Consider the following 12,735-nt stretch of genomic DNA (forward strand, 5'->3'; position numbering starts at 1 on the left):
CACCCCGTCGGTCGAGGCGGCGGAACGGATCCGGCAGCTCGCCCACCCGGCCTGGCCGCACCCGCCGGCCGCGTACGACGCCGCGGTGGGACTGGCCACCCTGGACCTCGCCGATCTGCTGGGCGTGCTGGTGCACCCGCCGGCCGCGCCGGCCACCGCTCTCGGGCGGGTGCTCGCCGGCCAGGACCCGTCGCTGTGGGTGCGCTGCGTGCAGGTCTGGGCCTGCCTCGGCCTGCTGCACCACCGCACCGACGAGCCGTGGGACGGATCCACCCGGCGGCGGGTGCTGCTGGAACTGCTGTGGGGCGTGGAGGACTGGATCACCGAGGCGGCCATGTTCGCCCTGGTCACCGCCGCCTGGGTGGATCCCGCGGTCCGCACCGACGTGGCCCGGGTGGTGGCCGAGCGGCTCGCCGACGTGGCGGCCGTGGCCCGGGAGCGCCGGGTGCCGATCGCCGTGTCGCTGGCCCACCTGGCCCTGGCCACCCCGGACCTCGACCCGTCCGCCCGCGCCGTGGCCGAGAGCCTCAGCGCCGGACCCGCCCCGGCCATCCCGCCGGGAGCCCTCGGCCGCCTGTGGCGCCGCCTCACGGCGCTGTTCCGCCGCGCCTGACCGCCCGGACGCGGCGCGGCCACGCCGTACCCGAGGACGGGTCGGCGTGGCCGCGGCGGGTGGGTCAGGCGACGGGTGACTTGCCGAGAGCGGCCTCGGCCTGGTCCTCCGGGGTGGCGTCGGCCGGCGGGGCCTCGTTCGCCGAGCGCAGCGGGACCTCCTTGATGAACCAGGCGAGGACCGGGACCGCCACGGTGAAGAAGACCGCCCAGAAGAACACGTGCGAGATGGCGTCGGAGAGCCCGCCGAGCACGGCCTCCCGCACCGGCCCGGCCAGCTCCTTGAGCTTCTCCAGGTTCATGGCGCCGCCCTCGCCGCCGCCCCCGGCGAAGGCCGGACCGGCGGCGGAGTCGGCGAGCCGGTTGGCGAAGATCGCGCCGAACAGCGAGACGCCGAACGAGCCGCCGATGGACCGGAAGAAGGTGGCCGCACCGCTCGCCGCCCCCAGGTCCTTCTGCTCCACGCTGTTCTGCGCGATCAGCATCGAGGTCTGCATGAGGAAGCCCATGCCGACGCCGAGCACGACCATGTAGAGCGACGAGACGGTCTTGCTGGTGCCCAGGTCGAGCTGGGTCAGCAGGCCCATGCCGGCGGTCATCACCACGCCGCCGGCGATCGGGAAGGCCCGGTAGCGCCCGGTCTTCGTGATGGCCCGGCCGACGACCAGCGAGACCACCAGCATGCCGAACATCAGCGGGAGCAGCAGCAGGCCGCTGTTCGTGGCCGAGGCGCCCTGCACGGTCTGCTGGTAGAGCGGCAGGAAGTTCATGGCGCCGAACATGGCGAAGCCGAGCAGGAAGCCGATGACCGAGATGAGGGCGAAGTTCCGGTTGCCGAACAGGCTCAGCGGCAGGATCGGCTCCGGGGCGCGCCGCTCGACCAGACCGAACGCCGCCAGGGACACCAGGGCGAGCGCGGCGAGGCCGAGGATCTGCGGGGACGTCCAGTCGTACTCGTTGCCGCCCCACGTGGTGACCAGCACGATCGCGGTGATGCCGACGGAGAGCAGCGCGGCGCCCAGCCAGTCGATCTTGTGCTCGGTGCGGTACTTCGGCAGGTGCATGGTGGTGGCGAGCACCAGCAGGGCCACGCCGCCGAGCGGGAGGTTGACGTAGAACGCCCAGCGCCAGGAGAGGTGGTCGGTGATGAAGCCGCCGACCAGCGGGCCGGCCACCATGGCGATGGCCATGATGCCGGCGATCATGCCCTGGTAGCGGCCCCGCTCGCGGGGCGGCACCAGGTCACCGATGATCGCCATGACGCCGACCATCAGGCCGCCCGCGCCGAGACCCTGGACGGCCCGGAAGGCGATCAGCTCGATCATGCCGGTGTCGGCGCCGCCGAAGACGCTGGACCCGGACATGCCGCACAGCGCGGAGCCGACCAGGAAGACGACCACCGAGGTCAGGAAGACGGTCTTGCGGCCGTACAGGTCACCGAGCTTGCCCCAGATCGGGGTGGAGACCGTGGTGCCCAGCACGTACGCGGTGACCACCCAGGTGAAGTGGTCGGCCCCGCCGAACTCGAAGACGATCCGCGGCAGCGCGGTGCTGACGATCATGTTGTCGAGCATCGCGAGCATCATCGCGATCATCAGGCCGAAGAGAACGACCCGGACATTGGGTCTGGTCGCCACCTGGGCTGGTTGACTCATGGGTAAGCTCCCCCGAAGATCTGTGACCTACTTACTTGCCGTCCGGCTAGTTACCTTACTAGCCGGACGGTAAGTTGGTCAGTAGGAACCGTCAAGCGAATTGGGTGGTGTGCGGGTGAGGGAGAGCACAGGCGGCACGCGGCAACGCATCCAGGCCGTCGCGCTGGAGCTCTTCACCGAGCAGGGGTACGAGAAGACCTCGCTCCGGGAGATCGCCGAGCGACTCGGCGTGACCAAGGCCGCCCTCTACTACCACTTCAAGAGCAAGGACGAGATCGTCAGCAGCTTCGTCGACGACCGGCTGCGCCGGATGGACGAGCTGATCGAGTGGGCCGGCACCCAGCCGGCGACGCTGGCGACCCGGCGCGCGCTGCTGAGCCGGTACGCCGACGCGATGTTCGCCGGTGAGCTGCCCACGGTCATGCGGTTCTTCGAGCAGAACCAGACGGTGCTCAAGAGCCTCGCCGCCGGGCAGCAGATGCGCGACCGGATGATGCGGCTGGCACACGAGCTGTGCCGGGGCGACGACTCCCCGGCCGCCCAGCTGCGCGCCACACTCACCCTGTTCGCCGTGCACAGCAGCTGGTTCGCGGTCCGCACCCCCGGCATCAGCGACGACGAGCGCAAGAAGATCGCCCTCGAGGTCGCCGACGAGCTGCTCGCGAAGATCGCCGACGGCTCCTGACCGGCCCCGCCCGCGTCGACGGCCCCGGTCAGGCCGGGCGCGTCAGATCCAGGCGCAGGCCGAGCAGCTCCACCCCGGGCACCGGGGCCCAGTCCTTCTCCGGCGCCCGCACGAAGCCCAGCCGCCCGTAGAGCCGCCGCGCCACCGCGGCCATCCCACTGCGGACACAGATCACGACCGCCGCGCAGCCCAGCTCGGTGGCGCGCGCCACGCACGCCCCGACCAGGACCGCCCCGGCACCCCGGCCCTGCGCGGCCGGGTCGACCGCGAGCATCCGGAACTCGGCCTCACCCGGGCCGGCGAGTTCGGCGTACGGGGTGCCGGGCAGCACGAACGTCACGGCGCCCATCACCTCGCCGGTCACCTCGTCGACGGCCACCAGCACCTCACCGGTCTCCGCGCGGGTGGCCACGTCGGCCAGCACCGGCGCATAGCCGGTCTCGCCCTTGAGCTGCCCGTCGGCCTCGTACGCGGCGACCGTCAGGCGGGCCACCGCCGGGAAGTCGGCCGGCTCCGCCCGCCGGACCCGCAGCCCGCTCAACCGATCACCGCGATCAGGTCGCCGTCCTGCACGACGTCGCCCTCGTTGACCGCGATCTGCTGCACCACGCCGTCGGACTCGGCGATCACCGGGATCTCCATCTTCATCGACTCCAGGATCACCAGGGTGTCCCCCTCGGACACGGTGTCCCCGGCCGACGCGACGACCTTCCAGACGTTCGCCACCATCTCGGCGCGGATCTCCTCGGCCATCTCCGGGCCCTCCCTCTCCACCGCTGTTCCTGCGAACGGTATCCAATCATGAGCCCGCTCACGCCCCGGCACAGCGCGCCCGGCACGCCGGTTTCCGCCCCCGCCGGTCCCCCGCGACCGCCGTCGGCACTAGCATCAGCGCGGTCGGCTCCCGGCGCCCGGGAACCGGCACGCGACCTCCGCCGCGCTCGCCCGCGGCCGGACCGTGACCAGCACAAGGAGGCACAGCATGGCGAAGAAGGCCCGTAAGAAGAAGGCCCGTAAGAAGAGCGGCGCCAACCACGGCAAGCGCCCCAACTCCTGATCCGGCGGATCGGAGTCGGCGCCGGCCCCAAGGCCGGACACATCGGTGGCCCGGGTCCAGACGGACCCGGGCCACCGGTGTCTACAGCTCGTTTCCCGCTGCCATCAGTCGGCCAGCTCGCGGGACTCGGTGGTCTCGAAGACCACCAGCTCGGTCAGGCGGACCCGCAGCCGCTCGCGCAACTGCTCCGGCGCCGTCTCGTTGCCGCAGCAGCGGGCGACCAGCGCCTTCACCTCCTGCTCGATGCCGTACTCGTGCAGGCAGGGCCCGCACTCCTCCAGGTGCTCCCGGATGAGGACGCGGCGCTCCTCACCGCACTCCAGGTCCAGGTAGAGGTAGACCTCGGCGAGCACCTCACGGCAGTCCGTCTCGTGCGGCTGTCCACAGCTCACGGTCACACCTCCCGGCTGGCGGCGGCGGTCGAACCCTTCGACGGCGCGGAGGTGAAACCCCGCTCCGCCGCGTACTGCTCGAGCAGCTTGCGCAGATTACGACGGCCACGGTGCAGCCGCGACATCACGGTGCCGATCGGCGTGTTCATGACGTCGGCGACCTCCTTGTAGGAGAAGCCCTCGACGTCGGTCAGGTAGACCGCCATGCGGAACTCCTCCGGCAACTGCTGGAGGGCCTCCTTGACGTCGCTGTCCGGCAGCCGGTCCAGCGCCTCGGTCTCCGCCGAGCGCAACCCGCTGGACGTGTGCGACTCCGCCTCGGCGAGCTGCCAGTCGGTGATCTCGTCCGTGGGCGCCTGCACGGGCTGGCGCTGCCGCTTCCGGTAGGAGTTGATGTAGGTGTTGGTCAGGATCCGGTACAGCCAGGCCTTCAGGTTCGTGCCCTGCTCGAACTGGTGGAAGGCCGCGTACGCCTTCAGGTAGGTCTCCTGGACCAGGTCCTCGGCATCCGCCGGGTTGCGGGTCATCCGCAGCCCGGCAGCGTAGAGCTGGTCGACGAAGGGCATCGCGTCCCGCTCGAAGCGGGCCCTGCGCTCGTCCGTCTTCTCGGTCGTCAACCGCACGTCCCCTCGCGTCGGATGCTTTCCCGCCGAGGATACGCGTACCCACCTGTCGGCAGATTCACTTCCGGACTGTGTGCTGGTGCTCACGGCCGACGCCGTCGCGGGCCAGTCCGGCGCGTCCAGCAGCCGCTTGAGCTGCCGCGCGTCCCGTTCGTCCCGCTCCCGGCTCCGTGTCTCGGTCGGCACCGGTCACCCCCCTCGACTGGAAAATGCATCCGGGGGTAGTAACGCTCGCCGCCGGGCCGGACATTCCACGCCGCCCACCCGTTCCTGGCCCCGGCCTCGGCCGCGACCGACGCTGGGACCAGGAAGGGCCTGGGAGGGTGGCCCCGGACGCCCGAACCGGGCGCCCGACACCATCCGTAGCAACGACCCGCCGCCACCGACGGTCACGCCACCCCGCCGCCACCCCGGAGTGTCGCGAGGTCAGGCCGGGAGCCAGCCCTGGGCGCGGAGCCAGTCGCGGACGACGGCTGCCGTGGTCGCCGGGTCGCCGCGGAGGTCGTGCCGCTCGCCCGGACGGGTCACCACCTCGACGCCCGGCCCGGCCTCGGGCACCCCGAACGGGTCCCGGTCGCCGTTGACCACCAGCGTGGGCAGGCCGGTGCGCAGCTCATCGGCCCGTGAGCGCTCCGGCCGCCCGGGTGGGTGCAGCGGGAACGCGAGCGCGACGACGCCGGCCGCGCCGACCGCGTGGGCGGTGCGGCAGGCGACCCGGGCGCCGCTGGAACGGCCGCCGACCACCCATCGGGCCGCCTCCGGGTGCCGGGCGCGGAGTTCGGCCAGCACCGCGGTCCACGCCTCGTCGAGATGTCCCGCCGGGGCGGGGGCGCGCCGTCCGGCGACCCGGTACGGCTGGGTCACCCGGACCACACCCGCCCCGGCGTCGACAAGCGCGTCCCGGACCGCCACCAGGTCCGGGGCGTCCACGTCGCCGCCGGCTCCGTGACCGAGCACCAGCAGGGTGGCGCCGCCGGCCGCCGGCGGGTCGGTGTGGACCCGGGCCGGGCCGCGGGGTGTCCCGATCTCGTCGCTGTGCCGCACGGGCCCATTCTGCGTCCGGCCCCGTGCGCGACGGTCGCACGGAATCAGCTCGACGGCACCAGCGTGAGCAGGCGGTCGCGGGCCGGCGGGCCGGCCTCGTCGAGCGCGTCCGGATCCGGCTGCACCTCACTGCGCCAGGCGACCAGCATGGCCCGCCGCTCGCGCGGTGTGGTGCCGCCCCAGACGCCGTGACAGTCACCCACCTCCAGGGCCCACGCGAGGCAGGACCCCTGGACGTCGCAACTGCGGCAGAGCGCGACGGCCGCGTCGGCCGGCTCGTTGGGCGCCGGAAAGAACGTCTCCGGATCCACGCTCTGGCAGGTTCCTCTGGTCCGCCACGCCTCGTCGTGGCGCCGCTCGCGCAGGGCCCGCAGCAGTCGCGGATCTCGCCGCGCGGCGGCCACCTCGTGCGGGCGGGGCATGCGTGCCCGTGTCAATACACCCACCTCCCCCGTGGGACCGGCAAAGATCATGAATGATCGATGGGTGTCATCCGCCCCGTGCGAACAGACGCCCAACACCGGCGCTGTGTTCTATCGCACTTGCGCAGGCGGGGACAAGGGCCTCCGGTAAACATGGCTAGACGGCCGGGCGACGTTTCAGGCGCAACCCCGGCAAATCAGCACACGACAATGTGCTGAGAGTGATCAGAACAGCGTCATTTCCGTGTCGGCCTCCGCACGCGCCAGGGGAACCCGGGCCGTCAGCTCCGGGCCGTCGTTGCGGACGTCGCCGACCGCGGGCGAGACCGGGCGGATCTCCAGGCCCGCGAGCCAGGCCGGGGCGGGCGGCGCGAGCAGCTCGGCGGGCTCGGCGGCGGGGCCGAGCCAGGACGCCCAGCGCTCCCGGGGCAGCAGCAGTGGCATCCGGTCGTGCACCTCGGCCAGCTCACCGACCGCCGCGGTGGTCAGCACGCTGAACGTGAGCCGGGCCTCGCCGGCCGGCTCCCAGACCGACCAGATGCCGGCGAGGGCCAGCACCGAGCCGTCGCGCGGGGTCATGAAGTAGGGCTGCCGCCGGCCGTCGCCCTGCCGGACCCACTCGTACCAGCCGTCGGCCGGGACCAGGCAGCGCCGGCGGGCGAACGACGGGGCGTACGCCCGGCTGGTGGCGATCGTCTCCACCCGCGCGTTGATCATGCGGGCGGCGCCGGCGGCGGTGCGGGACCAGTGCGGCACCAGCCCCCAGCGGCCGACGGAGAGCAGCCGGTGCCCCTCCGGGGCCAGCCGGACGAGCGGCACGGGATCGGTGGGGGCGACGTTGAAGTCCGGGCCGACCCCGCCGGTCTCGTCGGACGACTCGAACAGCGCGCTCAGGTCGCCCGCGCTCCTGGTCGTCGCGTACCTCCCGCACATGGCGCCAACGCTAACCCGCCGCCGGCGTTCCGGCTGTCCCGCCAACCGGGAGCAGGGGCGACGGGCGGTTCCACCGGCCCGCGGAGTTGGCAGAATGTGAGCGTGGGGAATCTGACCGCGACGCGGCCGCCGCTGCCGTGGACCGCGCCGACCGCGAGCGACCCGGTCGCCGCGACGCTGCGCCTGCCCGGCTCCAAGTCGATGACCGCGCGGGCCCTGGTGCTCGGCGCGCTGGCCACCGGCCCGTCGACGCTCGACCGGCCGCTGCGGGCCCGGGACACCGAGTTGATGGCCGGCGGCCTGCGCGAGCTGGGCGCGCACATGTCCATCTCCGACGACGACCGCTGGCTGGTCCGGCCGCACCCGCTGGTCGGCCCGGCGCACGTCGACGTCGGCCTGGCCGGGACGGTGATGCGGTTCCTGCCGCCGGTGGCCGGCCTGGCCGAGGGCCGGGTCACCTTCGACGGCGACCCGCACGCGCGGACCCGCCCGCTCGGCCCGCTGATCGGCGCGTTGCGCTCCCTCGGCGTCCGCATCGACGCCCCGCCGGCCGGCAGCCTGCCGCTGGTCGTCCTCGGCGCCGGCCGGGTCACCGGCGGTGAGGTCGTCATCGACGCCTCCGCCTCCAGCCAGCTCGTCTCCGGTCTGCTGCTGGCCGGGCCGCGCTTCGACCGCGGCGTGGTGGTCCGGCACGAGGGGCCGCCGGTGCCGTCCGCCCCGCACCTGCGGATGACCGTGCAGATGCTGCGCGCCGCCGGGGCGGCGGTCGACGACACCACGCCCGACGTCTGGGCGGTCGAGCCCGGCCCGCTGACCGGGCGCGGCTGGGAGATCGAGCCCGACCTCTCCGGAGCGGCGCCGTTCTTCGCCGCCGCCCTGGTCACCGGCGGTGAGGTGACCCTGCAGGGCTGGCCGCGCAGCAGCCTCCAGCCGGTCGAGCAGCTGCGCGGGCTGCTGCACCGGATGGGCGGCGAGGTGACGCTGGGCACCGCCGGGCTGACCGTGCGGGGCACCGGCACGGTCCGCGGGCTGGAGGCCGACCTCTCCGACGTCGGCGAGCTGACCCCGGTGCTGACCGCCCTGGCCATGCTGGCCGACTCCCCGTCCCGGCTGACCGGCGTGGGGCACATCCGGGGGCACGAAACCGACCGCGTCGCCGCCCTGGCCAAGGAGTTCACCGCGCTGGGCGCGGACCTCACCGAGACCACCGACGGGCTGGAGATCCGGCCCCGCCCGCTGCGCGGCGGGACCTTCCGCACCTACGACGACCACCGGATGGCGCACGCCGCGGCGGTGGCCGGGCTGGCGGTCCCCGGCATCGAGGTCGACGACGTGTCGTGCACCTCGAAGACCATGCCGGAGTTCCCGGCACTATGGTCGGGGATGGTGACCGGCAAGAGCTGACGACGGGGGGACGTCCTGGCGACGAAGCGGCGGGAGTACGACGAGGACGACGTCCGGGTCCGACCCGGCAGGTCGTCGCGCCCCCGCACGCGCACCCGGCCCCGGCACGAGGACGCCGTGGACGGGTTCGTGATCGCCGTCGACCGGGGGCGCTACACCTGCGTGTTCCCTGACGCCGGGCCCGGGTCCCCGACCGTGACCGCCATGCGGGCCCGCGAGCTGGGCCGCAAGTCGGTGGTGGTGGGCGACCGGGTGGGCCTGGTCGGCGACACCTCGGGCGCCCCCGGCGCGCTGGCCCGGATCGTGCGGATCGCCGAGCGCCGCTCGGTGCTGCGGCGGACGGCGGAGGACGACGCCACCACGGCCGAGGGGCGGCTCGAACGGGTGGTCGTGGCGAACGCCGACCAGCTCGTGATCGTCAGCGCGCTGGCCGACCCGCCGCCGCGCACCGGGTTCATCGACCGCTGCCTGGTGGCCGCGTACGACGCGGACATCGAGCCGCTGCTCTGCCTCACCAAGGCCGACCTGGCCGGCCCGGAGGCGGTGCTCGGCTACTACACCGAGCTGGAGCTGCCGTACGTGCTGATCCGGCCGGACTCCGACCTGGCCGCGCTGCGCGCGCTGCTCGCGGGACGGGTCTCGGTGATGGTCGGGCACTCCGGGGTGGGCAAGTCGACGCTGGTCAACCGCCTCGTGCCGGAGGCCGACCGGGCGGTCGGCACGGTCAGCGCGATCGGCCGGGGCCGGCACACCTCCACCAGCGCCGTGGCGCTCGGGCTGCCCCCGCACCGCGGTTCGCACGACGCACCGGGCTGGATCATCGACACCCCGGGCGTGCGCAGCTTCGGGCTGGCGCACGTCTCCGCGGAGAGCCTGCTGCACGGCTTCCCGGACCTGGTGGAGGCGACGGTCGACTGCCCGGCCAACTGCCAGCACACCGCCGAGGAGGCGGACTGCGCGCTGGACGCCTGGGTGGCCGCCGGCAAGGCGGACCAACGCCGGCTGGCCTCGTACCGCCGGCTGCTGGCCTCCCGCAGCGGCGAGGGCGACGCGCGCGAGCCGGAGCGGAACCCCGGCGACCCGCTCGCCGGTTCCTGACCGCTAGCGTGTCCGGCATGACCGGGTACGCCGACGACCTCGCCCTCGCCCACCGGCTCGCCGACGCCGCCGACGCGGTCGCCACGGCCCGGTTCCGCGCCCTCGACCTGCGGGTCGAGTCGAAGCCCGACCTGACCCCGGTCTCCGACGCGGACACGGCCGTGGAGCGGGAGATCCGCGCCCTGCTGGCCGCCCACCGGCCCGGGGACGGCCTGCTCGGCGAGGAGTACGGCGAGCAGCCCGCCACCGGTCCCGGGGGGCGGCGCTGGGTCGTCGACCCGATCGACGGCACCAAGAACTTCGTCCGGGGCGTACCCGTGTGGGCCACCCTGATCGCGCTGCTGGAGGGTGACCGGCCGGTGCTCGGCCTGGTGTCCGCCCCGGCCCTGCACCGGCGCTGGTGGGCGGCCCGCGGGGCGGGCGCCTTCGCCGGCCCGGACGCGGCCTCCGGCGTGCCGATCCGGGTTTCCGGGGTGACCACCCTGGCCGACGCCAGCTTCTGCTACTCCTCGCTGACCGGCTGGGAGGAGGCCGGCCGGCTGGACGCGGTGCTCCAGGTCATGCGGGACGCCTGGCGTAGCCGGGCCTACGGCGACTTCTACGGTTACATGCTGCTGGCCGAGGGGGCGCTGGACGTGATGGTGGAGCCGGAGCTGTCGCTCTGGGACATCGCGGCGCTGGTCCCGATCATCACCGAGGCGGGCGGCACGGTCACCGACCTGGCCGGGCGGCCGTCCCCGGCCGGGGACGGCTCGGGCGAGCACAGCGCCGTCGCCAGCAACGGCGCGCTGCACGACGACATCCTGGCCCGGCTCGGCCGGCCGGCCGCGCGCTGACCCGCCGGTAACCTCTATCCTCGCCAGGTGGTGTCCTCCGGTTGGTGCTTCCTGGCGGCGATGATCGTCGCGTACGGCTTCGCCAATCTCCTCCAGTCGGTGGCCGCGGCGCGGACCACCGTGCACCACACCTTCGACCCGGGGCTGCTGCTCCGGCTCGCCGGCCACCGGACCTACCTGGTCGGGCTCTCCTGCCAGGTGGTCGGTTTCGTGCTGGCCTTCCTGGCCCGCCGGGACCTGCCGCTGTTCCTGGTCCAGGCCAGCGTGGCGGCCGGGCTGGGAGTGACCGCCGTGCTCGGCGTGCTGGTGCTCAAGTGGCGCCTGCCGGCCGCCGAGGTGGCGCTGCTCGTGCTCCTGTTCGGCGGGATCATCGCGCTGGTGCTGGCCGCCGAGCCGGCGCCGTCCCGGCAGCTCGGCACGGCCGGGCTGGTCGGCCTGGCGGTGGCGCTCGGGGTGATCGCCGTGCTCGGCTTCTTCGCCGCCCGTCTGCACGGCGCGCCCGGCTCGGTGGCGCTCGGTTCGCTGGCCGGGATGGCGTTCTCCGCGGCCGCGGTGGCGGCCCGGCCGCTCGCCTCGGCCGACTCGGCGGAGGCGTTCGTCCGCGACCCGCTGCTCTACCTGCTGATCGCCCACTCGGTGGTCGGCCAGCTCCTGCTCGGCCTGGCCATGCAGCGCGGCTCGACCACGGCCGCCGTGGCCGCCATGGACGCCGCCGGGGCGGTGCCCGCGGCGATCGTCGGCCTGCTGCTGCTCAACGACCGGATCTGGCCGGGCCGGGAGTGGCTGGCCGGCGTCGGCTTCCTGGCCACGCTGGCCGCGGTGGTCGGCCTGACCCGGTACGCCGAGCCGCAGCACCACCACGCGGTGGCGCGGAACCGGGAGCCTTCCATGATCAGCGCCGGGTCGGCCGTCCGCGCCCGGCGCTGAGTCAGGCCGCCTCGACCGGCCCGCGCTGGTCGGCGGCGACCTCGACGGGGCGCGTGACCTCGACCACCGGCTCGGCCGGCTTCCGGCGCCCGATCACCCGCTCGTAGAGCCGCTCCAGCGCGCCGGCCGTCCGTTCCCAGGTGTAGCTGCACCGGACCCGGTCCACGGCGGCGTGCCCGTACGCGAACCGCCCGGCGTTGTCGGCGAGGATCCGGCGCAGGGTGACCCCGAGGGTGCGCACGTCCCCGGGCGGCACCAGCTTGCCGGTCACCTCGTCGACCACCGCGTCGGCGATGCCGCCCATGGCGTAGCCGACCACGGGAACGCCGCAGGCCATCGCCTCCAGCGACACCCGGCCGGCCGACGAGTAGTGCGGGGTGCAGGCGACCACGTCGGCGGAGCGGTACCAGGTGGCCATCTGGTCGTGCGGGACCGCGCCGACCAGCTTCACCTGGTCGGCCACCCCGGTCCGCTCGGCCAGCTCGCGCAGCCGGCGCGCCTCGGCGTGGTCGGCGAGCTGCTCGGCCGGCGGGCCACCGGCGATCACCAGCTCGGCGTCGCCGACCAGCCGCATGGCCCGGATCAGGTCCTCCTGGCCGTGCCCGGCCGCGAGCCCGCCCACGGAGAGGATGCGGGCCCGCTGGTCGCGAGGTGCCGCCTCGCCGTCGGGGTGGAACTGCGCGGTGTCCACCCCGGTCGGCACCATGGCCACCGAGGTGCGCTGGAGTCCCATCCGGGTCAGCTCGTCGACCTCGTCGTTGCACTGGGCCACCGCGATGTCGACGGCCCGGGTCAGCGCCCGTTCCAGCGGGATCCGCTCCCCCGGCCCGTCGTACCGCCCGCCCAGGTGGCGGAGCTGCTCGACGCCGAGGGAGTGGAAGGTCTGCACCACCGGGATGTCCGTCTCCCGCACGGCGTGGGCGGCGGCGAGCCCACCGACCCAGTAGTGCCCGTGCACCACCTCGGGGGTCCAGTCGTCGGACCACCGCTGGGCCAGCCAGCGGCCGAACTCGGTGACGTACGGCACCAGGTCGGCGGTGGGCAGCG

The 12,735-nt window shown here is 74.1% G+C and carries 14 protein-coding genes and 2 pseudogenes; 7 read left to right on the top strand and 9 right to left on the bottom strand.

Features of this window, described 5'->3' with window-relative positions:
• A pseudogene (locus F8274_RS26020) lies at positions 1-613 on the top strand (tetratricopeptide repeat protein); the annotation flags it as partial.
• Between the two features lie 64 nt (positions 614-677).
• On the opposite strand, the gene F8274_RS26025 reads toward F8274_RS26020, so the two are convergent.
• A complete protein-coding gene (locus F8274_RS26025) occupies positions 678-2,267 on the bottom strand; it encodes an MDR family MFS transporter (RefSeq protein WP_151464999.1) in 1,590 nt (529 codons plus the stop codon).
• 109 nt (positions 2,268-2,376) lie between these two features.
• Between F8274_RS26025 and F8274_RS26030 the strand changes: the two genes are divergently transcribed.
• The gene (locus F8274_RS26030; protein WP_192579993.1) at positions 2,377-2,952 is read left to right on the top strand and encodes a TetR/AcrR family transcriptional regulator; all 576 of its coding nucleotides are present in this window, start codon (positions 2,377-2,379) and stop codon (positions 2,950-2,952) included.
• Positions 2,953-2,980: 28 nt separating this feature from the next.
• Here the strand turns inward: F8274_RS26030 and F8274_RS26035 are convergent, their stop codons facing one another.
• Positions 2,981-3,493 (bottom strand): GNAT family N-acetyltransferase, encoded by a 513-nt coding sequence (locus tag F8274_RS26035; RefSeq protein WP_151465001.1) that lies wholly within the window; start codon positions 3,491-3,493, stop codon positions 2,981-2,983.
• Positions 3,490-3,705, bottom strand: a complete 216-nt coding sequence (locus F8274_RS26040; RefSeq protein WP_089012714.1) for a biotin/lipoyl-binding carrier protein — start codon at positions 3,703-3,705, stop codon at positions 3,490-3,492. The genes F8274_RS26035 and F8274_RS26040 overlap by 4 nt, the downstream gene beginning before the upstream one ends.
• Positions 3,706-3,934: 229 nt before the next feature.
• Here F8274_RS26040 and F8274_RS32720 point away from each other — a divergent pair, with 229 nt between their 5' ends.
• Positions 3,935-4,009 carry a 50S ribosomal protein bL37 gene (locus F8274_RS32720; RefSeq protein WP_369700219.1) on the top strand — a complete coding sequence of 25 codons (75 nt, stop codon included), beginning with the start codon at positions 3,935-3,937 and terminating at the stop codon, positions 4,007-4,009.
• Between the two features lie 104 nt (positions 4,010-4,113).
• Here F8274_RS32720 and rsrA read toward each other — a convergent pair whose 3' ends face one another.
• From rsrA to F8274_RS26065, 5 genes are all read right to left on the bottom strand, one after another.
• Entirely contained in the window at positions 4,114-4,401 is a 288-nt protein-coding gene (rsrA, locus tag F8274_RS26045; RefSeq protein WP_151465002.1) for a mycothiol system anti-sigma-R factor, read from the bottom strand.
• A gap of 2 nt (positions 4,402-4,403) precedes the next feature.
• On the bottom strand, positions 4,404-5,210 hold the full coding sequence (locus F8274_RS26050) for a sigma-70 family RNA polymerase sigma factor (protein WP_151465003.1): 807 nt from the start codon (positions 5,208-5,210) through the stop codon (positions 4,404-4,406).
• A gap of 240 nt (positions 5,211-5,450) precedes the next feature.
• The gene (locus F8274_RS26055; RefSeq protein WP_151465004.1) at positions 5,451-6,068 is read right to left on the bottom strand and encodes an alpha/beta family hydrolase; all 618 of its coding nucleotides are present in this window, start codon (positions 6,066-6,068) and stop codon (positions 5,451-5,453) included.
• A 44-nt stretch (positions 6,069-6,112) separates the two neighbouring features.
• On the bottom strand, positions 6,113-6,505 hold the full coding sequence (locus F8274_RS26060; protein WP_151465005.1) for a WhiB family transcriptional regulator: 393 nt from the start codon (positions 6,503-6,505) through the stop codon (positions 6,113-6,115).
• A gap of 210 nt (positions 6,506-6,715) precedes the next feature.
• The gene (locus F8274_RS26065) at positions 6,716-7,423 is read right to left on the bottom strand and encodes an SOS response-associated peptidase (RefSeq protein WP_151465006.1); all 708 of its coding nucleotides are present in this window, start codon (positions 7,421-7,423) and stop codon (positions 6,716-6,718) included.
• 102 nt (positions 7,424-7,525) lie between these two features.
• On the opposite strand from F8274_RS26065, the gene aroA reads away from it, so the two are divergent.
• The 4 genes and pseudogenes from aroA to F8274_RS26085 all read left to right on the top strand — a co-directional run bounded on the left by aroA (position 7,526) and on the right by F8274_RS26085 (position 11,795).
• On the top strand, positions 7,526-8,827 hold the full coding sequence (gene aroA, locus F8274_RS26070; protein WP_151465007.1) for a 3-phosphoshikimate 1-carboxyvinyltransferase: 1,302 nt from the start codon (positions 7,526-7,528) through the stop codon (positions 8,825-8,827).
• A 162-nt stretch (positions 8,828-8,989) separates the two neighbouring features.
• Positions 8,990-9,925, top strand: coding sequence for a ribosome small subunit-dependent GTPase A (rsgA, locus tag F8274_RS26075; RefSeq protein ID WP_151465010.1), 936 nt, complete (start codon positions 8,990-8,992; stop codon positions 9,923-9,925).
• A 17-nt stretch (positions 9,926-9,942) separates the two neighbouring features.
• The gene (gene hisN / locus F8274_RS26080) at positions 9,943-10,761 is read left to right on the top strand and encodes a histidinol-phosphatase (protein ID WP_151465008.1); all 819 of its coding nucleotides are present in this window, start codon (positions 9,943-9,945) and stop codon (positions 10,759-10,761) included.
• Between the two features lie 60 nt (positions 10,762-10,821).
• Positions 10,822-11,795: pseudogene (locus F8274_RS26085) on the top strand (hypothetical protein).
• Here the strand turns inward: F8274_RS26085 and F8274_RS26090 are convergent.
• On the bottom strand, positions 11,690-12,735 hold a 1,046-nt coding region (locus F8274_RS26090; RefSeq protein ID WP_151465009.1), incomplete at its 5' end, for a glycosyltransferase. The pseudogene F8274_RS26085 and the gene F8274_RS26090 sit on opposite strands and share 106 nt — an antisense overlap.

Origin of the sequence: Micromonospora sp. AMSO31t, assembly GCF_008868175.1 — a bacterium.
Classification (GTDB): Bacteria; Actinomycetota; Actinomycetes; order Mycobacteriales; family Micromonosporaceae; genus Micromonospora.